Annotated in this window: 24 protein-coding genes, 1 rRNA gene and 1 pseudogene; 14 read left to right on the forward strand and 12 right to left on the reverse strand. The window is 42.6% G+C overall.

Going from position 1 to position 26132, the window contains the following annotated elements:
- Positions 1–203: 203 nt before the first annotated feature.
- Both rrf and H571_RS0109530 read left to right on the forward strand, forming a co-directional pair.
- Positions 204–319 (forward strand): 5S ribosomal RNA (gene rrf, locus H571_RS0109525).
- A gap of 128 nt (positions 320–447) precedes the next feature.
- On the forward strand, positions 448–1008 hold the full coding sequence (locus tag H571_RS0109530) for a gamma carbonic anhydrase family protein (protein WP_027849098.1): 561 nt from the start codon (positions 448–450) through the stop codon (positions 1006–1008).
- 61 nt (positions 1009–1069) lie between these two features.
- Here H571_RS0109530 and H571_RS0109535 read toward each other — a convergent pair whose 3' ends face one another.
- On the reverse strand, positions 1070–2065 hold the full coding sequence (locus H571_RS0109535) for a zinc-dependent alcohol dehydrogenase family protein (protein WP_027849099.1): 996 nt from the start codon (positions 2063–2065) through the stop codon (positions 1070–1072).
- Between the two features lie 92 nt (positions 2066–2157).
- Here H571_RS0109535 and H571_RS0109540 point away from each other — a divergent pair, with 92 nt between their 5' ends.
- Positions 2158–3033, forward strand: a complete 876-nt coding sequence (locus tag H571_RS0109540; RefSeq protein ID WP_036218072.1) for an AEC family transporter — start codon at positions 2158–2160, stop codon at positions 3031–3033.
- Between the two features lie 15 nt (positions 3034–3048).
- Here H571_RS0109540 and H571_RS0109545 read toward each other — a convergent pair whose 3' ends face one another.
- On the reverse strand, positions 3049–5538 hold the full coding sequence (locus H571_RS0109545) for an AsmA family protein (RefSeq protein WP_027849101.1): 2490 nt from the start codon (positions 5536–5538) through the stop codon (positions 3049–3051).
- Between the two features lie 93 nt (positions 5539–5631).
- Entirely contained in the window at positions 5632–6072 is a 441-nt protein-coding gene (locus tag H571_RS0109550; RefSeq protein ID WP_027849102.1) for a hypothetical protein, read from the reverse strand.
- Positions 6073–6298: 226 nt separating this feature from the next.
- Between H571_RS0109550 and fabV the strand changes: the two genes are divergently transcribed.
- A complete protein-coding gene (gene fabV, locus H571_RS0109555; protein WP_027849103.1) occupies positions 6299–7510 on the forward strand; it encodes an enoyl-ACP reductase FabV in 1212 nt (403 codons plus the stop codon).
- Positions 7511–7595: 85 nt separating this feature from the next.
- On the opposite strand, the gene polA is transcribed toward fabV, so the two are convergent.
- Positions 7596–10346, reverse strand: a complete 2751-nt coding sequence (polA, locus tag H571_RS0109560) for a DNA polymerase I (RefSeq protein ID WP_027849104.1) — start codon at positions 10344–10346, stop codon at positions 7596–7598.
- A gap of 112 nt (positions 10347–10458) precedes the next feature.
- Here polA and H571_RS0109565 point away from each other — a divergent pair, with 112 nt between their 5' ends.
- The 3 genes from H571_RS0109565 to H571_RS0109575 all read left to right on the forward strand — a co-directional run bounded on the left by H571_RS0109565 (position 10459) and on the right by H571_RS0109575 (position 12850).
- Positions 10459–10740 (forward strand): DUF2782 domain-containing protein, encoded by a 282-nt coding sequence (locus H571_RS0109565; RefSeq protein WP_027849105.1) that lies wholly within the window; start codon positions 10459–10461, stop codon positions 10738–10740.
- A 13-nt stretch (positions 10741–10753) separates the two neighbouring features.
- Positions 10754–11662: a lysophospholipid acyltransferase family protein gene (locus H571_RS0109570; protein WP_027849106.1), complete on the forward strand. Its 909-nt coding sequence runs from the start codon at positions 10754–10756 to the stop codon at positions 11660–11662.
- A 66-nt stretch (positions 11663–11728) separates the two neighbouring features.
- Positions 11729–12850 carry a Fic family protein gene (locus tag H571_RS0109575; protein WP_027849107.1) on the forward strand — a complete coding sequence of 374 codons (1122 nt, stop codon included), beginning with the start codon at positions 11729–11731 and terminating at the stop codon, positions 12848–12850.
- Here the strand turns inward: H571_RS0109575 and H571_RS15855 are convergent.
- A pseudogene (locus H571_RS15855) lies at positions 12839–13483 on the reverse strand (IS30 family transposase). The gene H571_RS0109575 and the pseudogene H571_RS15855 overlap by 12 nt on opposite strands.
- Positions 13484–13863: 380 nt before the next feature.
- Between H571_RS15855 and H571_RS0109595 the strand changes: the two are divergent.
- Complete coding sequence (locus H571_RS0109595) at positions 13864–14847, forward strand: hypothetical protein (protein ID WP_027849109.1); 984 nt, start codon at positions 13864–13866, stop codon at positions 14845–14847.
- Between the two features lie 518 nt (positions 14848–15365).
- Here the strand turns inward: H571_RS0109595 and H571_RS0109600 are convergent.
- A complete protein-coding gene (locus tag H571_RS0109600; protein WP_027849110.1) occupies positions 15366–16667 on the reverse strand; it encodes an ISL3 family transposase in 1302 nt (433 codons plus the stop codon).
- 132 nt (positions 16668–16799) lie between these two features.
- On the opposite strand from H571_RS0109600, the gene H571_RS14855 reads away from it, so the two are divergent.
- Positions 16800–17009 (forward strand): helix-turn-helix domain-containing protein, encoded by a 210-nt coding sequence (locus tag H571_RS14855; protein ID WP_036218074.1) that lies wholly within the window; start codon positions 16800–16802, stop codon positions 17007–17009.
- Positions 17010–17175: 166 nt separating this feature from the next.
- Here the strand turns inward: H571_RS14855 and fic are convergent, their stop codons facing one another.
- The 6 genes from fic to def are packed head-to-tail and all read right to left on the reverse strand — an operon-like array spanning position 17176 to position 21142.
- Complete coding sequence (gene fic, locus H571_RS0109610; RefSeq protein WP_027849111.1) at positions 17176–17781, reverse strand: protein adenylyltransferase Fic; 606 nt, start codon at positions 17779–17781, stop codon at positions 17176–17178.
- A gap of 27 nt (positions 17782–17808) precedes the next feature.
- A complete protein-coding gene (locus tag H571_RS0109615) occupies positions 17809–18096 on the reverse strand; it encodes a type II toxin-antitoxin system RelE family toxin (RefSeq protein WP_027849112.1) in 288 nt (95 codons plus the stop codon).
- On the reverse strand, positions 18086–18328 hold the full coding sequence (locus H571_RS0109620) for a type II toxin-antitoxin system RelB/DinJ family antitoxin (protein ID WP_027849113.1): 243 nt from the start codon (positions 18326–18328) through the stop codon (positions 18086–18088). Before H571_RS0109620 ends, H571_RS0109615 begins: the two co-directional genes overlap by 11 nt.
- Before the next feature lie 47 nt (positions 18329–18375).
- Positions 18376–19677, reverse strand: coding sequence for a 16S rRNA (cytosine(967)-C(5))-methyltransferase RsmB (rsmB, locus tag H571_RS0109625; RefSeq protein ID WP_036218077.1), 1302 nt, complete (start codon positions 19675–19677; stop codon positions 18376–18378).
- Positions 19674–20630, reverse strand: a complete 957-nt coding sequence (gene fmt, locus H571_RS0109630) for a methionyl-tRNA formyltransferase (protein ID WP_027849115.1) — start codon at positions 20628–20630, stop codon at positions 19674–19676. Before fmt ends, rsmB begins: the two co-directional genes overlap by 4 nt.
- Before the next feature lie 5 nt (positions 20631–20635).
- A complete protein-coding gene (gene def / locus H571_RS0109635; protein WP_027849116.1) occupies positions 20636–21142 on the reverse strand; it encodes a peptide deformylase in 507 nt (168 codons plus the stop codon).
- A 127-nt stretch (positions 21143–21269) separates the two neighbouring features.
- Here def and H571_RS0109640 point away from each other — a divergent pair, with 127 nt between their 5' ends.
- Genes H571_RS0109640 through H571_RS0109660 form a run of 5 tightly spaced genes read left to right on the forward strand, consistent with a single transcriptional unit; the run spans position 21270 to position 26132 of the window.
- Positions 21270–22280: a LysM peptidoglycan-binding domain-containing protein gene (locus H571_RS0109640; protein WP_027849117.1), complete on the forward strand. Its 1011-nt coding sequence runs from the start codon at positions 21270–21272 to the stop codon at positions 22278–22280.
- Between the two features lie 14 nt (positions 22281–22294).
- Positions 22295–23446 (forward strand): DNA-processing protein DprA, encoded by a 1152-nt coding sequence (dprA, locus tag H571_RS0109645; RefSeq protein WP_051168272.1) that lies wholly within the window; start codon positions 22295–22297, stop codon positions 23444–23446.
- Positions 23447–23476: 30 nt separating this feature from the next.
- A complete protein-coding gene (gene tsaC / locus H571_RS0109650; protein ID WP_051168360.1) occupies positions 23477–24076 on the forward strand; it encodes an L-threonylcarbamoyladenylate synthase type 1 TsaC in 600 nt (199 codons plus the stop codon).
- A gap of 22 nt (positions 24077–24098) precedes the next feature.
- Positions 24099–25016, forward strand: coding sequence for an oxygen-dependent coproporphyrinogen oxidase (gene hemF, locus H571_RS0109655; protein WP_027849120.1), 918 nt, complete (start codon positions 24099–24101; stop codon positions 25014–25016).
- Positions 25017–26132 (forward strand): NAD(P)/FAD-dependent oxidoreductase, encoded by a 1116-nt coding sequence (locus tag H571_RS0109660; protein ID WP_027849121.1) that lies wholly within the window; start codon positions 25017–25019, stop codon positions 26130–26132.

Genomic DNA, 26132 nt, shown 5'->3' on the forward strand with positions numbered 1-26132 from the left:
CACAGCAACGAAAAAAACCGGATACGACGGTTAATGCACAGAATCAAGGCTGCTTAAACTAAGCAATCAATAGACACCCAGACAAAACACTTTTAAAACACTTGATCTTAAAAAGATCAAAACGAATGTTTGCCCCTTTTTGGATAAAAGCCCAGTAACAACGCAAATAAGCGTTAAAGAAAAGCTTTTAACCGCCAGTTAAGCCTGACGACCATAGCAAGTGGGAACCACCTGATACCTTGCCGAACTCAGAAGTGAAACCGCTCAGCGCCGATGATAGTGTGGGGTCTCCCCATGTGAAAGTAGGTCATCGTCAGGCACTTATTACTAAACCCTCAGCCAATAGGCTGGGGGTTTTTTTATGAAAAAAATTAAAGCCTAAATTTCATTCATCTGCTATGCTTTCTGCCGCTTTAGTCTAATTCATAATTTATTTTGAGGTCTAAGATGATTCGACGCAATCCAAACGGCGATATGCCACAAATACACCCTGGTGCCTATGTTGATAATACTGCGATTATTTGCGGTAAAGTAATCATAGAAGACAATGTATATGTTGGGCCTTATGCCGTTATTCGTGCGGATGAAACGAATGAAGAAGGTGATATGGATCCAATCATCATTAGAGCTAACTCAAACATACAGGATGGCGTCGTAATTCACTCTAAAGATGGTGGCTTAGTTGATATAGGTGAATGTACATCTATTGCCCACCGTTCAATTATTCATGGACCCTGTAAAATAGGTAATCGAGTATTCATTGGTTTTAACAGTGTTATTTTCAACTGTGAAATTGGTGATGGTTGTGCAGTACGCCATAACGCTGTAATTGATGGCTGTGACCTACCAGCAGGTTTCTATGTGCCTTCTACTATGCAGCTTAGTAAAGGCTCTTGCTTAGATAAAGTGCCCCGTGTAAAAGCTTCAGAATCTGAGTTTTCTGAGCAGGTAATTACTGCTAACCATGAGCTAGTTAAAGGTTATAAGGCGCTAAGTAACGAGTTCTAAGGAAAGCTTTATTCAAATGCAGGGGCTAGTTATTTAGCTAGCCCCTTTTGTTAGCAAAAGATTAAATGCCTTGATGCGTTAACAGTATTTTACCTTTAGCTTTTCCTGATTCTAGGTATTCATGCGCTGCAGCTACCTGATGAATACCAAAAGACTTTGCTGCTATTAAAGGTTTTAGCTGACCCTTTTCAACTAGTTGTACTAGTGCTGCTAACCTAGCCCTTTCAGACTCAATTCCTAAGCCGGTTAATAGTGGTAAAGCTCTGAAGACAACGTGCAGGGTTAGGCTTTTACCATGCATTAGTGACAGATCATGCGTTGATCGTGTGTTAATAGAAACTACCTGACCCTTAATGCTTGCGGCAGCAAAGCTGTCATCTAACGACTTGCCGCCAACCGTATCAAATACCACGCTAAAACCTTTGCCATCTGTTAGGCGCTGTACATAGTCTTCAACGGCTTCCTTCTTGTAATTAATGACTTCATCTGCACCTAGGCTTTTAGCTATTGCCGCTTTTTCATCAGATGAAACAGTTGTGTAAACTTCAGCGCCTCTAGACTTCGCTAATTGAATAGCTACATGACCAACACCACCTGTACCACCATGAATAAGTACTTTTTCACCGTTTTGTATATTGCAGCGCTCAACCAGTGCTGTCCAAGCAGTCATAAACACTAAAGGCAATACGCTGGCTTCTTCTAAAGCTAGGTTAGTTGGTGCATGGGTAATAAGCCGCTCATCTGCAAGCATAAAGTTTGCTAACGCGCCTTGATTACCTTTTAAGCCCCCTGCACAACCTATAACGGCATCACCGACTTCAAAATGACTGACACCTTCACCAACCTGATCAATTATTCCACCAACATCTGCATTTAAGATTGCTGGATAATCTGGGCCAGCAGCCACTAGACCTTCACGAATTTTAAGCTCTAGTGGGTTAATACTGGTGGCTTTAACTTTAATACGAACCTGGCCTTTACCTGCTGTTGGCTCTGGCATATCAGCTGCTTCAAAGACACTATAATCACCCGGCTTACGAATTATCATTGCACGCATAATATTTTGCTCTTTGTTGAAGTTGTGTTTAGAGTTACCTTCTTTCAGTTTAGCCTTTGTTAGCTAGAAAATCTCACATCTAAGGAATACCTGTGTTTCTAACCCTTGCCAATATTGTGCTGCCAGTTTTCTTGATCATTGCTGTTGGTGCTGTCTATGCCAGAAAATTTAAGCCAGACATTCGCTGGATAAATAAAGTGAATATGGATGTTTTTATTCCTGCACTGATATTTTCAGCACTCTCTAGTAGCGACTTTGAGCTAGTCAACTATAAAGACTTGGCGATTGGCTCGTTGGTTGTGGTTATAGGCTCTGGCTTAATTTTATGGCCCTTAGCTAAGTTTTTGAAAGTAAGTGCTAAAACCTTCTTGCCACCCATGATGTTTAATAACACAGGAAACATGGGTATTCCTTTATTAGTGCTAGCCTTTGGTGAAGAGGCTCTGCCTGCCGCCATTACTATTTTTGTTACCGTTAACCTGCTGCACTTTACTTTAGGTTTATACATTTTAGATAGCCGCACTAAATTTAGCTCACTACTAAAAAACCCTATTGTTGTTACTTCTTTTGCAGGCTTAGCTTTTAGTCATTTTAATCTGCATTTACCTGCTTTTTTAGCTTTGCCTACAGAAATGCTTGGACAAATCTCCATACCACTAATGCTATTTGCCTTAGGCGTTCGCTTACTGGATGTGGATTTAAGTGATTTAAAGCTAGGGACAATTGGGGCCTTTGCCTGCCCTGCTTCTGGTGTATTGTTAGCTTATCTAATAGCGCCCTTCTTAAACCTACCAGATCAACAGTGGGGCATTTTATTAGTTTTTGCAGCCTTACCCCCTGCAGTGCTTAACTTTATGCTGGCTGAGCAATACCAACAAGAACCACAACGTGTTGCCTCGATAGTTCTTGCTGGCAATTTTGCTAGCTTAGTTTTTATTCCTTTAGCACTTTGGTTAGCATTATTTTAAGCGTTTCAGTTAACTTTATTTAAAGAGGGAGCGAATTTTCTTACTCGCTTCTTCTTTAAGCTGGCTTTTTTGTTCATCAGCTTTTGCCTTAACTTCTTGTTTGGCTTTTTCTTTAGCTTGTTCTTTTATTCTATTTGCTTCTTGTTTAGCTGCTTCTTTGGCCATTTGGCCAACCAAACGAGTGACAGCTTGAGTGTCTGCTTTGCAACTAATCTTAGGTTTTTCTTCTGCAAGTGAGCCTTTACATTCTACTGGCCAGCGTATTTTTGCCAAGGTTGAGTTAACTGGGCAGCTATGTTGATCAGCATCTTCACTAAACCTAATACCTAAATTATATAAAAAGTCTGCTGCTACTAAGTGATAAAAACCATAGCCTGAAACCTCAAAACCAGGAATGGCAAGTTTTAAGTCTTGGTTATTCAATTGGCCATTCACTAGCTTTACATCAGCTGATAAGTTGGTGAACTCAGTATCTTCGCTCCATTGTTTATTGCTTGTGCGACCATCAATCGTTGCCGCAGCTACACAAACTTCTTTCGAAAGATTAATACCTGTAAGAGCACCGTTAATCATACGCAGTTTGCCTGGGCCATTGGAGTAAGCCAGCCATTCAGAAAGGCGCGTACCTTGAGTGGTAAAATCACCAGCAAAATTTAGCTTGCCACGCAGAGGAAGTGACTCCTTCTCTAGGTCATCAAGCAGTGGGCGTAAATTTAGGTTTTTAAGGTCAGTGGTAAGGCTGAGTTTTGCAGGTGCTTTACGAACATCAATCTGTGCTTGATTACGGAAAGTGCCTTGGTAAAGGTCTAGATTAGCCCGCTGTACATCAATTAAGCCATCTTTAGCAGTTAAACCGAGATTTATTTTTTCAAGATTGAGTCCACTAATTTTTAGCTTAGCTAAGTTAAAGCCAATATCTAGATTGAGTTCCTTGAGTAGCTCAACGGGTAGCAGCTCTTCATCATTAGCTGCTTGCTGTTGTGCATTGGTTGCGGTGCTTTGGTTAGTAGAACCCTGAGTAGCAGCTTGTGCTTTTGTAGCTGCCGTTTCTTTTTCTGTTAAGGGCGGTGGCAAATAACGACCAGCATCTAACGCATTACCTGTAAGGCGTAAAAAAACAGCTAAGGTTTGTAAGTTAACCTCGGCCTGGCCTTTAAGTTCAGTTTCATCCAGTTGAAGCTGCATCTGGTTAACGGCCAACTTGTTTAGATTGCCCTCAAACCCAAGATTGGTAATTAGCTGACCTAAAGTTGTGGTGTCAGCCATTGTAGGTAGCTCTATGCCTAAGTCAGTGAGAAGTTTTCTTAGCTGAGAAACTTCAATATTTAATACACCAGAAAATTTAAGCGCTTCGAGCAGTTCACTGGCCTTAATGTTGAGAGTTTGTTGAAACTCATTAAGGCTAAGCTGTTGGTTAAGGGTTGCTAGCTGTTTTTCTAAATCAGCTTCACCCGTTACCTGTAGGCTTAATGGCAGCATTTTTTGCTTTTTATCTAAAGCTAGGCTGGTGTTTAGTTGTAGTTTATTCAGTAAATAAAGCTGCTTGTTTAAATCTAAATTGGCATCTAGTGCAAGCCGAGTCGCGGCAATTTTAGGCAAGCTAGCATCTACCCAGTCTGGGGCGCTTAAAGCTAGTGTTAAGGGTAGCTTTACTTCGCCACTGGCCATTTGTGCATCTACCTTGCCTTCTAGGGTAAGAGTGGCAGGTGTTTTAAGTACTTCAGGATAAGCTGCAATAAGCTTTATTTTTAGCTGATCTAAACCATAGTGCTGGGCATTTAAATCGAGTTTAATGTGGCTGCTAAGGTTTAAATCTAAATTTGTTTTTGGTTTTGCAAGGCTTAGCTTGGCGGCCAACTCAAGAGGGAAAGCTTGTGTCAGGCTAACGTTTTTAGCGCGAATTGATACATCGGTTAATTGCACATCAAGCTGGTCAATTTCATCTTGTATTTGAACTTCTGCCCTATCTAACCAAATATCGGCAATGGCAAGGTTTAGCTCTAATGGTGAGGTGGTAGCAGGTGTAGCCTGTTCAGGTTGAATGCTTTCTGCTGGTGTACTGTTGGTTGTAACTTCAGCTTCGCTAGGATTTTTTACTAATCCTTCTTGAACTAGCTCCCAATTGGCGATACCTGCTGTGTTTCTATGTAAATAAACCTTAGGTTGAATTAGATGAAGGCGATCTATTTTTACCTCGCCTTTTAATAAAGGAATAACTGCAATACCTACAGCTGCTTCTTGTATAGAAGCAAGAGGGCGAGCGTTAGGGGTGGCTAGCGGGCGAACTTGAATTTCACCTAACTCTATACCTAGGTAGGGAAAGAAACTCCAGCTAAGGTCACCTGCAATATTTAGGTCAATTTTTGCCTGCTCTTTTGCTAGTGTCTCTAGGCGTGGTTTTAAACTATTGAGATCAACAAAAGTGACCAGTAAAAAAATAAGCAAGCCGACTAGAAAAACTAGGCTGAATAAACCACCTACTAGCCACTTTAAAAAGCGTCCCATAAATTAACTCCCTAAATTTTAGGTTTTGCTGACTTTAGAATTACTGGTCTATTCTACATGACTTAGTGTAAGCTGGTGAAGGTTTGCTCACCGCTAGAAGGGCGAGGTTTCTTGAACTTCAAAAGTTAAGGTGAAATCTTTAATGATTTCAGGGCAGCCATGCAGTGAACCGCAGCCACGACCATCTTCTACTCTTAATACATAAGTGCCAGCGGCTAAGCTCTCGCTAATACGAAAATTACGCCCCTGCCCACCATTCCAATCCCTTTTTATCACACTACCATCGGCATGAAAAAGCACCGCCCCTGGGTAAACATTATTGCTTCTTTTTAAGGTGGTATGGCTTTCAAGCACTACATCCATGCCACGCTCTAGCACAAAATAAAAGCGCATCACTTCTTTGGGGTTAAGCTGTCCTTCATAACTAGTACCGGGTTCTAATTTAATAAAATTATCGGGAAAAGATTTGGCCTGTAAGGGAAATGCCAAGAAGGTAGTGAAGAGAAACACTAACCAAAAACGACGTTCTAGCATGTTGAATCCTTGCTTAAGTATTGACACGGTTACACTTTTAAAATTGATAGGTCTGTTATATACCCTTGGGTTTCAGTAAGCTAGCCAAAAAGTGTGGGCAGTTAAGTGCCCATTGTACCCTTAGAGCTAAGCTAGTTGGCTAGGTGTTTATAGCTAAGGTGTTTATAATACGCTTTGCTCATCTATCCAAATCTTAGAAGATTAAAATATAAATTGAGGCCTATGCATGATTATCAAGCCCAAGTACCGTGGTTTTATTTGTACAACAACCCATCCTAAAGGTTGTTTTAATAACGTTGCCGACCAAATTGCTGTCACCAAACAGCAGGGTGTTAAAAGTGAAGGCCCTAAAAAAGTGCTTGTCATTGGTTCTTCCAGTGGTTACGGCTTGGCAGCACGCATTACCGCCGCCTTTGGTTACCAAGCAGCTACTTTAGGCGTTTTCTTTGAAAAGCCAGCCACAGAGCGCAAGCCAGGCACTGCCGGTTGGTATAACTCTTGGGCTTTTGAAGAACAAGCTAAAGAGGCTGGCCTTTATGCTAAATCCATTAATGGCGATGCTTTTTCTGATGAAGTGCGTGCTAAAACGATTGAAACCATTAAGGCTGATTTAGGTGAAGTCGATTTAGTTATTTATTCGTTAGCTTCACCAGTGCGTAAACTACCAACTACCGGCGAAGTAAAGCGTTCGGTACTCAAGCCAATTGGTGAAACTTACCGTTCAAGCGCTATAGACACCAATAAAGACGTTATTATTGAAGCTGAAATTGAACCCGCTACCGAACAAGAAATTGCCGACACCATTGAAGTAATGGGTGGTCAGGATTGGGAATTGTGGATGCAGGCTTTAGACGAAGCAGGCGTTTTGGCTAAAGGCGTTAAAACAGCCGCTTTTAGTTACATAGGTACTGAAATTACTTGGCCAATTTATTGGCACGGTGCTTTGGGCAAGGCTAAAGAAGACTTAGACCGCGCTGCTGCTGAGCTAAACAAAATGCTAGCCGAAAAGTATTCCGGTACAGCTAATGTTGCTGTGCTTAAGTCAGTGGTTACTCAAGCCTCTGCCGCCATTCCGGTAATGCCTTTATACATTGCTTTGGTCTACAAGGTGATGAAAGACAAAAACTTGCACGAAGGCACCATAGAACAGCTTAACCGCTTATTCCGTAGCCAATTATACCGTGATGATGGCCAGCCTACAGAGCTAGACGAGGTCGGTCGCCTGCGTATGGACGATTGGGAATTACGTGACGATGTACAAGAAGCCTGTACTAAGCTTTGGGGTGAAGTGAACGACGACAACCTGTTTGAAATTACTGATTACGCTAACTACAAGCGCGAGTTCTTAAAGCTATTTGGTTTTGAGCGTGACGACGTAGACTACGAAGCAGACATTTCGCCACTGGTTGATTTTACTGTGCTAGAAGCTGACGCATAAACTAACAACTAAGCAGTAAGTAAAACAGTAATAAAAAGGGTAGCTTCAATGGCTACCCTTTTTTTGTACTTAAATAGGTTTAAGGTTAATGCGCTTCGTCCCAGTTTTTACCGCTAGCGGCTTCAACTAATAAGGGTACATCCAGCTTGGCAGCATTTTCCATACAGGGTGTTATGCCAGTAATTAATGCTTCTACCTGATCTTCTTTCACTTCAAAAACCAACTCATCGTGTACTTGCATAATAATGCGTGCATCTAGCTTAGATTCAACTAGCCACTGGTCAACAGCTAACATAGCCGCTTTCATAATATCGGCTGCTGTGCCCTGCATAGGCGCGTTAATGGCGGTGCGCTCTGCTGCTTGGCGTTGATTAAAATTGCGTGAATGAATTTCTGGTAAATACAAACGACGACCAGCTAAGGTTTCTACATAACCCTGCTCTGCAGCAAGTAGGCGTGTGTCTTCCATATAGCGGCGTACACCTGGGTAACGCTCAAAATATTTTTCTATATACAGCTTAGCCTGCCCAGCATCTATACCTAGCTGGTTGGCTAGACCATAAGCACTCATGCCATAAATTAAACCAAAGTTAATGGCCTTAGCATTGCGGCGTTGATCATGAGTGACTTCATCTAAGGGAGCGCCAAAAACTTCAGCTGCTGTAGCACGGTGAATGTCTTTACCCTCGGCAAAGGCTTTTAATAAACCTTCATCGCCCGATAAGTGCGCCATAATGCGTAGTTCAATTTGCGAGTAGTCAGCAGCCACCAGCAAATAACCGGGTTCAGCAATAAAGGCTTGGCGAATACGTCGCCCTTCTTCGTTACGTATGGGGATATTTTGCAGGTTAGGGTCGGAACTAGACAAACGCCCTGTTGCTGTCACCGCTTGGTGGTAGCTGGTATGAACTCGGCCAGTGCTAGACTCAATTAGTAGCGGCAGCTTGTCGGTATAGGTATTACGTAACTTAGCTAAACCACGGTGCTCCATAATTAACTTAGGCAGCGGAAAGTCTAAGGCTAACTTTTCTAGAACACCTTCGGCTGTTGAAGGTGCGCCCTTGGGTGTTTTTTTATGAACCGGTAATTGCTGTTCAACGTAAAGTATTTCAGCCAATTGCTTAGGCGAATTTAAATTAAACGGACGGCCAGCCAGTGCGTGGGCTTCTTCTTCTATTTCTAGAATGCGCCGTGCCATTTCTTGTGAATGCAGTTGCAGGTGAGGTACATCTATTTTTACACCCTGACGTTCAATTTTAGATAAAAGGCTAATTAAGGGTACTTCTAACTCATCAATTAAGGCCTGCAAACGCCCAGTGTTTTTTACTTGCGGGCTAAGGGCTTGGTGCAGTTGCAAAGTAATGTCAGCATCTTCAGCGGCATAAAAACCTGCGGCTTCAATCTCAAGTTGATCAAAAGTTAATTGCTTAGCACCCTTGCCTGCCAGCTCTTCAAAACTGACCGTGCTACGGCCTAAGTATTTAAGTGCTAGGGAATCCATATCATGACGAGTGGCGGTGGAATTAAGCACATAAGACTCCAGCATGGTGTCGGCTGTAATACCCTGCAAATGAATGCCGTAGTTGGCTAGCACACTCATATCATATTTTAGATTTTGACCAATTTTGCCTAGCTGGGGGTCTTCTAAAAGCGGTTTTAACAGGGCTAGCACTGCATCTCTATCTAGCTGCTCTGGCATACCTGGGTAGTTATGCGCTAAAGGCACATAAGCTGCTTCGCCTGCGGTTACTGCAAAAGAAACCCCAACTAGTTCGGCTTGCATATAGTTAAGGCTGGTGGTTTCAGTATCAAGGGCAAAGCACCCTGAAGCTTGTAGCTTGTTAACCCACTTATCTAAATCTTCTTGCTTGAAAATAATTTCATAGTTAGCTGCAACAGCTTCAGGTAAGGCAGTGGCTTGGCTGCTAGCTGAAGTTGGCTGCTCATCATTAGTTTTAAGTAAATCGTTTAACCAGCTTTTAAATTCAAGTTCGGTATAAAGGGTTTTTAATGCTTCGGTATCAGGCTTATTTAAATGAAGCTCGTTCCATTCTAGGGGAAGGTCACAATCCAGCTTAATGGTGGCAAGTTGATAAGACAGGTAGGCCTGTTCACGGTTTTCTTCAAGTTTTTTAGCGGTTGTTTTTGCGCCACGAAAACTAAGGTCAGCAATTTTATCTAGGTTGGCATAAAGTGCATCCATACTGCCTATGCCTTGCAAAAGGGCGAGGGCTGTTTTTTCACCAATACCAGGAACGCCAGGAATATTGTCTGACTTGTCGCCCATTAAGGCTAGAAAATCAATAATCAGTTCAGGGCCAATGCCATATTTTTCTTTTACGCCAGCTTCATCCATAAAGGTGTTGGTCATGGTGTTGACTAAAGAAACGTTAGGGCAAACCAACTGCGCCATATCTTTATCGCCGGTGGAAATTATAACGGCTTGGCCTTGATCGGCAGCTTGCCTTGCTAGCGTGCCAATTACATCATCGGCTTCTACGCCTTCAATGCATAACAAAGGTAAGCCCAAGGCTTTAACGCTGGCATGTAAAGGCTCTATTTGGCTGCGTAAATCATCGGGCATGGGTGGGCGCTGCGCCTTATATTCAGCAAAAAGCTCGTCTCTAAAAGTAGGGCCTTTGGCATCAAAAACCACCGCAATCGGGCTGTTGGGGTAGGTTTTAATAAGGCTTCTAAGCATATTTAAAACACCTTTGACTGCACCCGTCGGCTGGCCTTTAGAGGTAATTAAAGGTGGCAGGGCATGAAAAGCACGGTAAAGGTAAGAAGAGCCATCTACTAGAATAAGTGGTAGTTGAGCAGAAGCTGGTTGCATAAGGTGGTTCCAAATGTAGGGTAAAAGGTTAGTTTGCGTTAGAATATAAGAATTAGAAGTTATAGAAAGCATACTGAACTCTGCTAGAAAACGCATCCTTGAAGGAATTCTTATGAAAAAAATACGCTTGTTTAGTTTGCCAGCAATGATGTTTGCTTTGCTGCTAGCAGGTTCTGCTATGGCAAATACGCCAGAGCCGGAAATCACGATTCGACAAGAAGCAGATCGAACCATTGAAGAATACCGAGTAAATGGTTTGCTTTATGCCATTAAAGTTATTCCTAAGGTGGGTGAGCCCTATTATTTGGTAGATTCTGAAGGCGATGGGCAGTTAGATAAACGTCAAGAACGCGGCCGTTTATTAATTCCTAGTTGGATTTTGTTTAAGTGGTAGAAGTGAAGACCCTGTGAAGAAAAGCAAACTATCTAACCGTTTGAAAGCGGGTGTTATAAGTAAAGGTTGGTGGCTATTATCACTTTTACCCTTAGCTTGGGTGCAAGCCATAGCTGTACCTATCGGCAGCCTAGTGTGGCGTTTTGTTAAGCGTGAAAGAAACATTGCTAAGGTGAATTTAGCCCTGTGTTTTCCTGAAATGCCAAAAGCTGAACGCGATGCTTTGGGTAAACAGTCCATTATAGAAATTACCCGCACTATGTTAGAAATGGGGCGTATGTGGATGGCACCTAAAGATAAAGTACTGGCCGATTTTGTTTCTTTTCAAGGCTTGGAAGCTGTAGAAGAAGCCAATAGAAATAAACAGCCGGTTATTTTGTTAGGCCCGCATATAGGCCAGTGGGAATTAATCGCTCAGTTTATATCGCACAAGTTACCTTTCACCTTTATGTATTCGCCACCTAAACTTGCCGAACTAGATTCCACTATACGTGAAGGTCGCTGTCGTATGGGTGGCAACCTAGTGCCAGCCGATTTAAAAGGCGTTGCAGGTTTATTAAAAGCATTAAAGCGCGGTGAAATGATAGGGATTTTGCCCGACCAAGTACCCGAAAAAGGGCAGGGTGGCAAACTAGTCCCTTTTTATGGACAAGCTGCTTTAACTGCAACACTGCTACCTAAGCTGGTACAAAAAACCGGCGCCAAAGTTTTTACTGCTTTAGCTAAACGCTTACCCAAAGGCAAAGGTTTTGAACTGATTTTAATTCCAGCCGATGAAAAAGTTTATTCAGAAGATGAAGAAACAGCAGTAGCCGGTGTGAATGCCAGCGTAGAACAAATTATTGCCTATGCGCCTGAGCAATACCAATGGGCGTATAAACGCTTTAAAAATACACCCGGGAAAGATGTTTACAAAAGCTAGTTAACTTGCCTATTCGGATCAGTATGTGATTAGATTAAAGCCGTTAATCGCATCACGAGGCTTAGTATGTGGATCTGGCAGCAAGCAAATTGGCCCAGTTTTACTTGGGATAACAGTATTATCGAACCTTTATTAAGGCAAACACGCCTAAACCAAGGTGTGTTGTTGGGTAAAGCTACTAGTCAGTCGCCAAGTGAAAAGCAAAGCAGGTTAAATACATTACTTGCTAACCTAGTGCATTCAAGCGCTATCGAAGGTGAGCAGCTTAACGCCTTTTCTGTGCGTTCCTCTTTAGCCAACAAATTAGGCATTAGCGAAGCTCGGCCTTTTCCTACCACTAAGCAAACCGATGGTTTAGCAGAAATTATGCTTGATGCGGTAGATAACCTAACTGAACCGCTTACTTTAAACCGTATTTTATATTGGCATCGCTGTTTATTTGCAGAAGATAGCAGCTTGTTGAACCCAGTAGTTGGCGGTCAACTAAGGGGCAATGCGCCTATGCAAGTGGTATCTGGGCGGTTAGATAAACCTAAAGTACATTTTACTGCACCTAGTAGAGACGTTTTAGAAACAGAGCTGCAGGATTTTATAACTTGGTTTAACTCCTCCCTTACCGATACTAACCTAGACCCTTTGCTAAGAGCGGCTATAACGCATTTTTGGTTTATTACCCTGCACCCTTTAGAAGATGGCAATGGGCGTATTACCCGTTTATTAACCGACTTAGCCCTAGCCCAAGCAGAGCAGCAGTCGATTCGCTTTTATGCTATGTCGGTAAGTATTTTAGCTAAGCGATCGAGTTATTATTCGGTGTTAGAACAAAGCCAGAAGGGCGATATGAATATTACTTCTTGGCTCGTTTGGTTTTTAGAAACTTTAAATGATGCTTTTTCAGGGGTAATAACAGAGCTAGAGAGCACCTTATTTAAAGCCCATTTTTGGCAGAATGTTGACCAAACCCAGCTATTAGCCGAACAGGTAAAAGTGCTTAACAGAATGTTAGATGGTGATTTTGAACAAGGTATTAACACCAGCCAATACCACAAGGTTGCTAAGGTAAGTAAACCCACTGCAACCCGCCACTTAAGCAGCTTAGTAAGCTTAGGCTGTTTGATAAAATCTTCTGCAGGTGGGCGTAGCACCCGGTATTTATTGAATTTAAATTTCTTGGATTCAACTTGCTAGTGCAACAGCCTGTAATTCTTCAAACAATACTTCATTTGGTGTTTTCATTCCAAGTGTTTTCCTAGGTCGGTTATTTAAACGATGCATAATGAATTCAAAATGCTCATCATCTAAGTGCTTAAAGCATGAACCTTTAGGGCAGTATTGACGTATTAAGCCATTTGTATTTTCATTCAATCCACGTTGCCAAGAAGCATAAGGGTCTGCAAAGTAAAAGTCATAATTCAGTGCTTTTGCAATGGCTTGATGCTCAGCAAACTCTTTACCATTATCTGCCGTTAGAGTATGCACTAAACCAACAGAAGCAAAAGGTGTCCACCAAAGCGACGTTTGTATTTTTTCTGACAACGGAGATGCTTATAAAGGGATCCACCTTGTAATTTATCTGCGAATATATGCTGATAAATTCGCTCATGGCTGACCTTTAAAATACCTAGCTTGGCTAGCCTTTTACTGATTTGCTCTGGATTCCAGTCATTAACCACGTTTGCCTGTATTACGTTTAAGCTCACGACTAATGGTTGATTTGTGAACACCAAGCGTTTTAGCGATCTCAGTTTGGGTTAAATTGTTATCAAGCAGGGCAGATATTTGGTATCGTTGCTCTCTGGTGAGCTGTGTGTAGTGTCTCATGTTTGCTTCTCATTCTTGGTCGATTGAAAAGCATAAGATGCTACAGCAGCTTGCCATCCAATCCTAGTTTAATGAGTTGCACTTGGTGGTTGAATCTAGGATTTATAAAAGTATAGACGAATGAAGCTAAGTCTTAGCCGTCTAAACAGTAACAACAGATGTTAATTTATTAGCAGTAGTGATGTTAGCAGTTAGGCAATGTGCAGCTACATTCCCCCTAAATCACCTAACTATTAAAATTAACCGCATAAATTTAAATCAAGTTAAAGAAGAATCTTTAACTTACTTGGTAGTCTGATGTTTTTTATTATAACATAAAAACCTTACCTTAACATATGTTGCTTGAGTTTTTATACTACATAACTATAGAGGAAGATAACATGAAACAACTTTACATGGCCTTTATTTTAATTATGGCGCCATTATCTGCAATGGCACTTAATATTAATTTATCTGACATGCGTGGTGTGCCAAGTCTAGGCGGGTTCAATTCGTTTCAATTTGGACTGACTTCGCTACGAAAAGAAGATTATGATGCTCTTGGCCCAGTAAAGTCTCTAGAGCTAACAACGCGAGACAATAAGATCTCATGGATAAGTTATGATCGAAATGGTGATACGCTTAAACCAGAGTATATTAATTTTGATCGTGCAGGTAACGTGACAATGATCAAAGCAAGCCACAAAGATTCTAATAACAAGATTATTACTGTCGAGGCGGTGGTTCAACTAAACAATCACGGCTATCCCGAAATTTACGTAAAAAGATATAGCAATAATTTCTGCAAAGTACGTAAAAATGACTTCAAGGACGTTATCAACGGACCCTTCTTGTCTAGAACAGTAGAGGCAGATAGCTTAGGTATTCCCTATGAATTATGTGCAGTCAGTAAGTTTGATGATTTAAATATTAGAAAAATCACAACCTATGACTATATAAAAAGCAATAGCAGCCTTCTAATTAGTGAACGTTACTCTTACCATCCAAAATTAAATGAGTTCAACGTTTCTACAAGAAATCGAAATTTAAAACCTTCATTAATGAAAACAAGTGATGGTCGTGGATATGAAAAGCAGGAATTCGGTTACAAAAGCGCCTTACTATTTGATAAACATATTGTTAGTACCCATCATGACTCATTTATAGCCTACTACTTCGATGATAATGATGTACTTTACGCATATACAAAACATAACAATGATAACGAAAAAGACACCTACATAATAGTCACTAGGAGTGACACAACTTTTGATAGTTACGGTAACTGGACTTCTTTCAAAGCGACAGAGGAGCATATATCAGCAGGAATATCATACAAAAAGCAGAGTGAAATATTTGCTAGGAAGATTAAGTACTACGATTAAGCTACCTGTACGGCTAATATCAAGCTTTGTAATTTATAAACCTCAGCAAGTATATAGCCTGATGGTAATGTTTTATTTGGTAGATATAAAGTTGATGATTGTGGAACAGAAAAATCAAACTTCCTTATTAATTTAAATGACATATCAGAGATGCAATCGGAAAACTTTATATTTATCAGAGGCAGCAATTCGATCAATTAAATAGATTTACTTAGATCTATATACACTAAAAAAAGCACCAAGCCCTGTCTTAAAAAGTAGGGCTATTAATTTATCTCTAATCCTATTTTACGGTATCACCCGCCAATTGCTTCAACTCAAAAACCATTTTAACAATCATCTCCACAAGCATGCAATAGACACATGCTGTTATAAACCTTTCCCATGGGAAAGAAAGCACCCCTACGGGCGTGGAGTAGTGGCATAGTTAATCTGGCCACCTAATTAGAGGTGCTATCATGCACCAATGAGCAATTAGGTGAGTATATGAAAACAAGACCCAAACAGGCTCTTCGCATTTAAGGGTGTAGCTGCTTTTTAAACCTACCTGATTCTAATAAGCACCTTGCTATGTAATTGGCTAAATTTCTAAATCCAAGTGCTATGCCTCGTAAGTGCTCAAGCCTGCCGTTAATCGCTTCAGTTGGCCCATTGCTAGTGGCTGGGCGGTCGAAGTAGGCAAGGATGCTCTGAACGTGTTTTTTTAACGTCATACCTAAGCGTTTAATTTCAATCAGCTCTATCAGCAAGTCGGGTGCTGTGATTATTTTTATGAGCTTTTGCATAAGCTTTTTGCCACGTCTACGGTCTGGCTCGTTGTAGGCTGTAACCGCTTGCTGATACATACTCCAACTACAATCTACTTCAAGGTAGCGTTCATCTAAAAAAAACCGATCAAGCTGCGCTTTATTTGCTTCATACAGGTAACTAGTGCGAGTAAGTAACACTCTACAATTTTTATAAAGCAGGTCACTTTTACGCCTTCGATTGCCTAGTATTTCCTGTTGAGCACACCTGCGGCAGTCATCTAGCATACTGCTTGCCCAGCGTACGACATGGAAGGGATCGAGCACAGTTTTGGCTTTGGGGATAACTTCTTCAGCAGCCGATTCAAACCCTGAGAAGCCATCCATGGCAATGCTTTCTATTTTGTCACGCCAGGGCTGAGGGCGGTTCTGCAACCATTGCTTAAAGGCTTGCTTAGAACGTCCTTCTAATACATCAAGTAAACGTGCTGGCCCAGTTTTATTACGCACGGGCGTGAGGTCTATGATGGCAGTAACGTACTTATCGCCGTAGCGTGTATGCCGCCAAACATGCTCATCAACACCCAGCACAGTCACACCGTCAAAACGTGCTGGATCATTAAATAATAGGCGCTGACCTTCGTTGATAATGGCATTATTAGCAGTGTGCCACGCTACACCAAGATGAGCAGCAACACGTGATACCGATAGATGATCAATCACGATAGCAGCCAATGCCCAGCGTATCGCCCCATAGGAAAGCTTTGAGCGTGGCGGTGCAGCACTGCTTGTATCTTCATGCCAGAAACAACCGCAAGCACAACTAAAACGACGAATACGCAGCAGTAATGTGGTCGTTCGCTGACCATAAGGCACGTGGGCAAGACACCTATCGACAGTACCTCGAGAAACGCCATAAGTTAAGCATTTAGGGCAAGGCTCTGGCAATTTAGTGAAGCGACACTCAAGAACAGCATGGCTTTCAGTAATATGCTGGCCAGTAGCAACAAGGCCAAGTTTATTTAGTTGGCAAAAGCTGGAAAGGTTAGGGCTAGAAAAGGTAAGATTGTTCATGTCGGGGGACTTAGTTTTTGTTTGTGTAGGAACTTACATTCTCTAAGAAACCCGACTCCTTTTCTAGTTAGTCAGATTTTATCTACACCCTTAAATGCGAAGAGCCATGCTGCCTTTGCTTTCGGGCTTTCAGTGAAGTTAAAACGTGTAGAGCTGGGTATGAATCAAGAGGCACTTGCTTTTGAGGCTGGTATGGCACGTTCTTTTGTCTCGGGCATCGAGCGGGGGACGGCTAAGGCTTCTATAGATTCTGTTTGGAAGTTATCACAAGCATTAAAGTGTAGACCGTCTGATTTGTGGCAGGTTACTGAACGCTTGTATTTTGAGCAGAAAAAATCTTAAAGTTTCTAGTAGTATACTTTCAATGAATGAATACCTCTCCCCCGCTTTTCTATTAATCAATAAAAAAACATAGCACCCTTTTTCTTGTGTCAGTAGTAGTTGCTATTTTGTCGAATGAGCTGGCTCATTAGTGATTTAATAGAAACATTGTTAGTGTTAGCTATGGCTAGAGTTCACTGGTCTTAAATTCACTATAGCCTTCGTAGAAGTAGCTAACGTCTATCCCTTTCATGAAAAGTTCGCGGTCATTAATTTGGTTGGTTAAGGCATTTTTGAGTAGCTTTTTAATATCGGCATCATCGACTGGGCTGCGTTGCATAGCATTAAGGTAGGTTTCTTTATTAACCAAGTTCCAGTCAATAACCTGTTGCAGTTCTTTTTTTAAGATAAGGTCTAACCAGATGCGGGTCGTACGACCGTTGCCTTCACGAAAGGGATGGGCAACATTTATTTCAACGTACTTTTCAATAATTTGTTCAAAACTGCTTTGCGGCATTTTGTCGATTTGTTTTAGGGCTTGTGCAAGGTAAATAACCGGTGTAAAACGAAAGTTACCTTTGGCAATATTCAGTTCACGTAGTTTGCCTGCAAATTCGTAAATTTCACCAAATAAATAAGCATGAATATAAGATAAACCGGCAAAGGTGCCGGTTTCAGCTTGCTCAATATTGCCTGTATCAAAAAGTTGCCTGGCTTTTTGCTTGCTGATTTTCTCTTCAGCTTTTGCCAGCTCGACTTGATGGGTGATATTGAGTTTGTTGTCTAAAATCATGATTCCGTTTTTTCTAGCAAGCAGTTTTTATTCAACTCTATTGTGTGCATTTTTGTAGGCAACATCTTTCTCTCGTTTCCCTATAGCTATAACTAACACAACCAGAGCTTTATCTTGTACTTGATAAACGAGTCTATACCCATCAGCTTTAAGCTTGATTTTGTAGCAAGCAGGTAAGCCTGTAAGTTTGCTTTTTTCTACATGTGGGGATTTAAGTACTTCTTTTAATTTCTTGCGCAAAGCTTCTTTTATAGTATGCCCAAGCTTGTTCCACTCTTTTAAAGCGCGTGGATCAAATTGTAGCTTATAAGTCATCTATGCTGACTTCTATGGGGGATAATGGGTTACTTAAACGTTGACGAACAATTGCTATTAAATCAGCTTCATCATTCGTTAATATTTCATTTTGAAAAGGAAGCTTGCCGCTGCTAGCAACGTACTCAAGTGTTTGTCGAATCACCTCAGAAGGTGTTACACCCAGCGTTTCTAGTGCTGCATAAGCACGGTCTTTTAACTCTCCATCAATTCTAATATTTATACTAGCCATAATAACCCACCTGCTGTAATGACGTTTGTATTTACATTTTAGCACGGCTAGCTTTTTTCTAGCAAACAATAAAAGAACCCATCCTGCCCTTCTGCTTGTGGAAAAAGCTGCCTACCTAAGCGTTGCTTTGTTCCCCAGTCTGCTTGAATAACCACTTCTTTAGCATCGGGTGTTTGGTGCAAAAAGCTGGCTAGGGGGTGTTGGTTTTCTTCTGGTAGTATCGAACAAGTGGCATAAAGTAGTTTGCCGCCTGCTTTGAGTAGCGGCCATAGCTTGTTTAAAAGTTCTAACTGCAACTTAGCCAGTTTGGGTATATCTGTTTCGCGTCTTAATAATTTAATGTCTGGGTGACGTCTTATAACGCCAGTAGCGGAACAGGGCGCATCTAATAAAATTCGGTCAAAAAGTTCGCCATCCCACCAGTTGGCTGTATCACCAGCATCAGCACATTTTACTTCGGCTTTAACTTGCAGGCGTTCTAGGTTTTCGTGAACACGGTTAAGGCGTTGGGCATCTATATCTAAAGCCACTAGGTTGATGTCGGCTGTTTCTGCTAGGTGGGCAGTTTTGCCGCCAGGGGCGCAGCAGGCATCTAACACCTTATGACCATTTTTAAGGTCAATCACTAAAGGTACTAGCTGGGCGGCTTCATCTTGTACACTGAAAAAGCCTTCCGCAAAGTTGGGCAAGTTAGCTGGGTGCGTTGGCTGGGCAAGGGTAATGCCCCAAGGGCTAAAGGGTGTAATGCTGGCTTCAACGCCTTGTTCTTCTAGCTGTTGAAGGTAGGCAGCACGGCTAATTTTGCGCTGGTTTACCCTTAGTGTCATGGGCGGTTGCAAATTGTTAGCGGCACAAATGGCTTGCCAGTCTTGGCGGTAAGCTTTTTTAATTTTCTTTAATAACCAAGGTGGGTGAGCTGTGGCGGCTAGTTCTTTACCTTCGGCTAGGGCAGTTAGCTCTACTTTTTCACGCTGAAAACGCCTTAGGCAGGCATTAATTAGGTTGCTTGCCCAAGGTTTTTTTAGGTGTTTGCTGGCTTCTACGCAGGTGTCTATGGCGGCATAGTCGGCGACCCTTTCTTCTTGTAATTGATATAAACCAATTAGTAATAAAAGGTGTACGTCTAAATCTTGGCTTTTAAAAGGGCGTTGTAACAGTTGTTCTGCCCAAAAATTAAGCCGTGGGTAAAAGCGGCACACACCAAAGGCTAGGGCTTGGGTTAGCGATGCTTCTTCACTGCTTAGCTTTTGTTGGGCTTTGGGTAGGCTGCTGGTTAGCGAGGTTTTTTGTTGCACTACTGGCAATAAAGCCTGCACTGCTTTTAAACGTGCGGCGACACCTTCGTTCATTGAAATACCTGTTTATTAGCGGTGAAGCGGTCGGGGTTGCCGTTGAGTAAATCACTGACCTGCATTTGTGGGCGGCCTGCCAGTTGTAAGCGGGTGATTTTTAAATAGCCTTGGCCACAAGCAATAATTAATGCATCTTTGGTTACTTCAACAAGGGTGCCAGGGGTTGCAGTGCTGGTTTGTTCTTGCAGTTCTGCTTCTGTAACCGCTTCTGCTTGCCAAACACGTATAACCTCTTCGCCGTCTTTAAACCAAGCGACGGGTCTTGGGTTATAACCACGCACGGCGCGGTCTAATTCAAACGCAGATAACTGCCAGTTTAACTGGGCTTCTTCTTTAGTTAGTTTGGCGGCATAGGTGGCTTCGGCTTCATTTTGTGTTTCGGCGGTTATTTCGCCTTTGGCAAGCAAGGGCAATAATTCTAATAACGCTGCGCCACCTTGTTCGGCCAGTTTGTCGTGCAGGCTGGCGCTGGTGTCGCTATTGGTAATTGGGCAATGGGTTTTAAGCAGCATAGCACCAGTATCTAGGCCAGCATCCATTTGCATTAGGGTAACGCCGGTTGCGGCATCACCGGCTAACAATGCACGTTGAATAGGAGCAGCACCACGCCAGCGAGGTAAAAGGGAGGCGTGAACATTAATGCAGCCTAAACGTGGCATAGCTAAAACGACTTGTGGTAGCAATAATCCGTAAGCCACCACGATCATTAAATCGGCTTTAAGTGCGTTTAATTCTTGTTGGGCAGCTGGGTCTTTAAGCGTTAAAGGCTGAATGACTGGAATGTTGTGTTCAAGTGCTAAGGCTTTAACTGGGCCGGGTTTAAGTTTTCGGCCTCTGCCTGCAGGGCGATCTGGTTGGGTATAAACAGCAATAATGTCATGCCCAGCATTCAGCATGGCTTGTAAATTGGTGGCTGCAAATTCAGGTGTTCCAGCAAAAATAATCCGCATTCAACTTAAGCCTTTTGAAGTTTTAGGTATTTCTTACGCAAGCGTTCTTGTTTAAGGCGCGAAAGGTAATCGACAAAGACGATGCCTTTTAAATGGTCGCATTCGTGTTGCACACAATGGGCAAGCAAACCCTCGCACTCAAATTCTTGTGGGTTGCCATGTCTGTCTAGTGAGGTTACTTTTATGCGTAAATAACGCTCAATGTCTGCAGTGTATTCAGGCACTGAAAGGCAGCCTTCTTGCATGAGTTCGCAAGTGGGTTCTAAGGGAGTAAGCTCTGGGTTAATGAGTACCCAAGGCTGGTTTTTTTCTTCAGAAACATCAATCACTATAAGTTGTTTATGAAAGTCTACTTGAGTCGCCGCTAAGCCTATACCGGGCGCTTCGTACATGGTTTCAAACATGTCATCTATTTGTTGCTGTAAAGCAGCTGTGAAATCAGCTGCTACTAAAGGCGTAGCCTTAGTGCGTAAGCGTGGATCTGGGTATTCAAGAATGGTTAACAGGCTCATGTCTCATCTCTATCTATTTTATACTTGCTGCCTTTCTAGCTTTAAGGCAAAGTGTAACTTAAAGTAAGTAAGCAAGGCTTAGACACCTTTGCTACCTAAGAGTTTTGGTTTCTATACGGATATAATTATGTTGCTTGTATTTCTTCGTACTCGTTTTATAGCTTTATTTATAGCTGCCTTATTTTCTACAGCAGCTGTTGCGCAGACGGTTAGTTTAAAGGCTGATGCGCCGAAACGCTATGAAGTTCAGCGCGGGGATTCGCTTTGGACTATAGCAGCAGAGTTTTTAGAAGACCCTTGGATGTGGCCCCAGCTTTGGCAGGCTAATCCACAGGTTGATAACCCCCATGAACTTTATCCTGGTGATGTAATTGAGCTGCTAGAAGGGCGAGCAGGTATTCGCTTGCAACCTAGGCTTAGAATTTTAACCCTGCAAAAACCCATTCCTTTTCTTCCCTTAGAGCAGGTCAGTGCCTTTCTAAACCGTGATGTAATGATTGATCGTCCTGAGTTTGAAGATGCGCTTTATACCGTGCATATCACTGGTGATCGCAGCCTTGCAGCTAAGGGCGACAAGTTAGAAGTATTAGGTGATTTGACCGAAGGGGTGACTCACTATGGTATTTATCGTGAATTAGAAGCGGTGCGTGATCCTTTAACACGAGAATACTTAGGCTACCGCGCTCGTGCCTTGGGTAGTGCACAACTTGTTAATAAAGAAGGTGATCTACCTCAGCTAGAAATTACGGATAGTTTTGAAGAAATAAAAGTGGGTGATAGGTTATTACCCTTTATAGACAACCCTTTTGGTGAAGGTTTTCAGCCCAGTGTGCCCCAGCAACCTTTACACGGTACTTTGCTGCAAGGTTTGTCAGATCAAAAATTAATTTCTCGCTACCAAGCCGTAATGTTAAATGTGGGTGGTGATAAGTTAAAACCGGGTGCACTCTTAGAAATTATTGCTCCAGGTCGTCGTTTGCGTAATCACAATACAGGTGAAGTGATTTTTGCGGCAGAAAACCGTAAAGGCACGGTTATGGTTTATCGAGTGTTTGAAAACATTAGCTTTGCTTTGGTTATGCATTCTAAAGAGCCAATGCAATCGGGTGATATTTTTCGTCGTGCGGAGATACGTTAGTTAGGGGAGGCGCTATGCCATTACACAAGGAAAGTGAACAGCTAACCCAAGAACTCGCACTCTGGCTAATTCCCGGACACAACCAAAGGCGCTTGGTTAAGCATTACTTAGCCACTGCAACTTCGCCAGACTTATGCAAGGTTACAGCAGTTGAACTCTTAGAAATAATGGCAAGTAGCCCAGCTTTTAAAGATAAAACGCGTCAATTGGCTCGCTTAGCCTTGCATAACCCTTGGCAACTTCCTTTTGCTGACCTTATTAAATCCCACCTTGTTTGGGCTGAACAAGACAATCACTGGCTAATATTTTTAGCTGCGTTACCTAACTTACTGCAAGAAATAGCCGACCCTCCTTTACTGTTGACTCTTCTAGGTCAGCCAGAGCAACTGGCAGCGCCTTCTCTTGCTGTGGTAGGCAGTAGAAAACTTAGCCCAGAAGGCGAGCATCATGCAGTGAACTGGTCTTATCAGCTAACTTGGCAGGGTTTAAATATTGTTAGCGGCTTGGCTAGGGGTGTGGATAGTTTTGCGCACCAGGGCGCTTTACGCGCTGTTACAGAAGGTGCTTCAGGCTCTACCTGTGCAGTTTTGGCTCATGGGTTGGATACTATCTACCCACCAGAACACCAAAGGATGGCAGCCAATATTAGTGAAGCTGGCGCATTAATTAGCGAATATCCCTTAGGTACACCGCCTTTACCCCGTTATTTTCCAGCTAGAAATCGTATTGTTACAGGCTTGTCTTTAGGTGTGCTTGTTGTTGAAGCTACTTTGCGTAGTGGCTCTTTAGTGAGCGCTCGTCATGCAATGGAACAAGGTCGTGAAGTGATGGCTATTCCAGGCTCGGTCAGGCGGCGACAAAGTGAAGGTTGTCACCAACTTATTCGACAGGGTGCAGCCCTAGTAACCTGCCCAGAGGAAGTGCTGAGCGAGTTAAGTACGCCACTAAAAACTTTTTTACCCATCTCCACTGCTGAAGAAGCAAGTCCGCAGGTACCAGAACATTTGCAGCCTCTCTATTGTTTAATGCATGATGCACCCCAATCTGTAGATGAGTTGCTAGGTAAGTTAGGATTAAATGCAGAAGAGGGTTTAGTGCTTTTGCAAGAACTAGAACTTGAGGGGCTAATAGTGCAGCAACCGGGTGGTTGGTGCAGAAGCGCCTAATGTTGTTTTCTTTATTTATTGAGTAAAAAAATGCCCAAAGAAACCTCAGTTACTTTCAACAGTTCTTTAGAGCAGGTTGATTATAAAGCAGTGCAAGAAGCTGCTGCGCTACTGAGACAGGGAGGTGTGTTAGCTTATCCAACTGAAGCCGTTTGGGGCTTAGGTTGTGATCCTTTTAATAGCCGTGCTTTACAGCGCTTACTGCTGTTAAAAGAGCGAGATCCAAGTAAAGGCGTAATTTTAATTGCTGCCAATATAGATCAATTTAAACCTTGGCTTACAGATATAACACCAGCACAGCAAAAGGTGTTGGAAGAAAATTGGCCAGGGCCGCAAACTTGGTTGGTTAAAGATAATGGTTATAGCCCAGAACTCATTCGTGGTAAACACACGCGGGTAGCACTTAGAGTGAGTAATCACCCTTGGGTGGTTGCCTTGTGTGAAGCCTTTGATGGCCCCATAGTTTCCACTTCAGCCAATGCGGCTGGACAACCACCCTTGCTTAGCTATGAAGAAGTTGAGCAAAACTTTGGTGGTGATCTTGATATGATTTTAAAAGGTGCTTTGGGCGGTTTAGATCGGCCAACACGTATAACCGACTTGGCAACAGGTGAGGTTCTACGCGCTTAAAGCCTGAATCTAGGAGAATACTTTGTCACAAGTTGATATAGCAGCCGTTAAAAAATATTTATTAAATTTACAGGACTCTATATGTCATCAGCTAGAGTCTCTGGACGGCAATCACTTTGTTGAAGATAGTTGGGAACGTGCTGGTGGTGGCGGTGGTCGTACCCGTGTTATGCAAGAAGGTGGACTAATAGAAAAAGGCGGTGTTAATTTTTCGCATGTATTTGGCAATCAATTACCGCCTTCAGCCACAGCAGCCAGACCAGAACTTGCTGGGCGTAGTTTTCAAGCCATGGGTGTTTCTTTGGTTATTCACCCACGCAACCCTTATGTGCCTACTTCTCATGCCAATGTGCGTTTTTTTGTAGCTGAAAAACCCGGTGAAGATCCCGTTTGGTGGTTTGGTGGCGGTTATGACTTAACACCCTACTATGGTTTTGAAGAAGACGTCATTGAGTGGCATCAGGTAGCAAAAAATGCCTGTGAGCCTTTTGGGCCACAAGTTTACCCACAATATAAAAAATGGTGCGACGAATACTTCTACCTAAAACACCGTGATGAAGCGCGGGGTGTAGGGGGCTTGTTTTTTGATGATTTAAACGAACCTAATTTTGAGCAGAGCTTTGCCTTTATGCGCTCCGTGGGCGATAGCTATATGCAGGCCTATGCACCGCTTGTTGAGCGTCGTAAAGCCATGCCTTATGGTGAGCGAGAGAGGGAATTCCAAGCTTATCGTCGTGGGCGCTATGTAGAATTCAACCTGGTTTGGGATAGAGGCACTTTGTTTGGTTTGCAAAGTGGTGGTCGAACTGAATCCATTTTAATGTCTTTACCGCCCCAAGTACGCTGGGGTTATGATTGGAAGCCAGAAGCTGGATCGGTGGAAGAGAAATTCTATACCGACTTTTTGAAGCCTAAAGATTGGCTAGCGAGCAAAGACTAGGTGGAAAAGCTTGATGCAGTAGTGATAGGTGCAGGCGTTGTTGGCCTTGCGGTAGCTAGGGCTTTGGCTTTGGCAGGTCGTGAGGTCTTTGTTTTAGAAAAGAACCCACGTTTTGGAGAAGAAACCAGTGCTCGTAATTCTGAAGTGATTCACGCAGGTTTTTATTACCCTCAAGGTTCTTTAAAAGCTCAAACCTGTGTGCGAGGCAATCAGCTTTTATACGACTATGCCAAGCAGCACCAAATAGCGCATCAAGCCTGCGGTAAATTAGTTGTTGCCACTTCAATAGAGCAGCTGGCAGGCTTAAAAAAACTGCAACAACAAGCTTTAGATAATAATTGCCAACCACTGCAATGGTTAGATAAAAACCAAGTAAAAGCCTTAGAGCCAGAGCTAAAAGCCGAAGCTGCTTTATTTTCACCAGCGACAGGCATTATTGACAGCCACGGTTTAATGCAGGCTTTGCTAACAGATTTAGAAGCCGCGGGTGGGCAGTTGGTAACGGCTAATCAAGTGACCGGTGGTTGTTTAACCGCCACGGAAAAAACCTTAGCTATTGATGGTTATTCTTTAACCGCTAATTTAATTGTTAATGCCGCAGGGCTACATGCACCTGCCTTAGCCAATAAACTTCACCCTCCTGCTGATTGGATTCCTAAACCCTATTTTGCGCGTGGTCAGTATTTTTCTTTAACTGGCAAACAGCCTTTTAAACATTTAATTTATCCACTGCCAGAAAAAGCCGGTTTGGGTATTCATCTAACCCTAGATTTACAAGGCAGAGCGCGTTTTGGTCCTGATGTAGAATGGCTAGCAGTAGACAATGCAGAAGCATTAGATTATCGGGCAGACCCATCACGCCTTAATGCCTTTGCAGAAGCGGTAAGTCATTATTGGCCTAAGCTAGACAAATCTAAGCTAACAGCAGACTACACAGGTATTCGCCCCAAAATAACGCCACCCACCAGTGACGCTGCCGACTTTTATTTAGCGGATGAAACACACCATGCTTGCCTAGGTGTCATGCATTTATTTGGAATTGAGTCACCTGGTTTAACGGCTGCTTTAGCCTTAGCCGAGGTGGTTGTAGAACGCCTATTAAAAACAGGAAAATAA

This window comes from Marinospirillum minutulum DSM 6287 (genome assembly GCF_000422325.1).
GTDB classification, from domain to species: domain Bacteria; phylum Pseudomonadota; class Gammaproteobacteria; order Pseudomonadales; family Halomonadaceae; genus Marinospirillum; species Marinospirillum minutulum.

Bases quoted from the DNA above. Each gene is read 5' to 3' on its own strand.
- H571_RS0109530 (WP_027849098.1), top strand. From the start codon at position 448: ATGATTCGACGCAATCCAAACGGCGATATGCCACAAATACACCCTGGT.
- dprA (WP_051168272.1), top strand. From the start codon at position 22,295: ATGCCATTACACAAGGAAAGTGAACAGCTAACCCAAGAACTCGCACTC.
- H571_RS0109600 (WP_027849110.1), bottom strand. From the start codon at position 16,667: ATGAACAATCTTACCTTTTCTAGCCCTAACCTTTCCAGCTTTTGCCAA.
- H571_RS0109545 (WP_027849101.1), bottom strand. From the start codon at position 5,538: ATGGGACGCTTTTTAAAGTGGCTAGTAGGTGGTTTATTCAGCCTAGTT.
- def (WP_027849116.1), bottom strand. From the start codon at position 21,142: ATGAGCCTGTTAACCATTCTTGAATACCCAGATCCACGCTTACGCACT.
- H571_RS0109595 (WP_027849109.1), top strand. From the start codon at position 13,864: ATGAAACAACTTTACATGGCCTTTATTTTAATTATGGCGCCATTATCT.
- H571_RS0109640 (WP_027849117.1), top strand. From the start codon at position 21,270: ATGTTGCTTGTATTTCTTCGTACTCGTTTTATAGCTTTATTTATAGCT.
- H571_RS0109565 (WP_027849105.1), top strand. From the start codon at position 10,459: ATGAAAAAAATACGCTTGTTTAGTTTGCCAGCAATGATGTTTGCTTTG.
- H571_RS0109550 (WP_027849102.1), bottom strand. From the start codon at position 6,072: ATGCTAGAACGTCGTTTTTGGTTAGTGTTTCTCTTCACTACCTTCTTG.
- fmt (WP_027849115.1), bottom strand. From the start codon at position 20,630: ATGCGGATTATTTTTGCTGGAACACCTGAATTTGCAGCCACCAATTTA.
- fabV (WP_027849103.1), top strand. From the start codon at position 6,299: ATGATTATCAAGCCCAAGTACCGTGGTTTTATTTGTACAACAACCCAT.
- polA (WP_027849104.1), bottom strand. From the start codon at position 10,346: ATGCAACCAGCTTCTGCTCAACTACCACTTATTCTAGTAGATGGCTCT.
- H571_RS0109535 (WP_027849099.1), bottom strand. From the start codon at position 2,065: ATGCGTGCAATGATAATTCGTAAGCCGGGTGATTATAGTGTCTTTGAA.
- rsmB (WP_036218077.1), bottom strand. From the start codon at position 19,677: ATGAACGAAGGTGTCGCCGCACGTTTAAAAGCAGTGCAGGCTTTATTG.
- H571_RS0109620 (WP_027849113.1), bottom strand. From the start codon at position 18,328: ATGGCTAGTATAAATATTAGAATTGATGGAGAGTTAAAAGACCGTGCT.
- tsaC (WP_051168360.1), top strand. From the start codon at position 23,477: ATGCCCAAAGAAACCTCAGTTACTTTCAACAGTTCTTTAGAGCAGGTT.
- fic (WP_027849111.1), bottom strand. From the start codon at position 17,781: ATGATTTTAGACAACAAACTCAATATCACCCATCAAGTCGAGCTGGCA.
- H571_RS0109615 (WP_027849112.1), bottom strand. From the start codon at position 18,096: ATGACTTATAAGCTACAATTTGATCCACGCGCTTTAAAAGAGTGGAAC.
- H571_RS0109575 (WP_027849107.1), top strand. From the start codon at position 11,729: ATGTGGATCTGGCAGCAAGCAAATTGGCCCAGTTTTACTTGGGATAAC.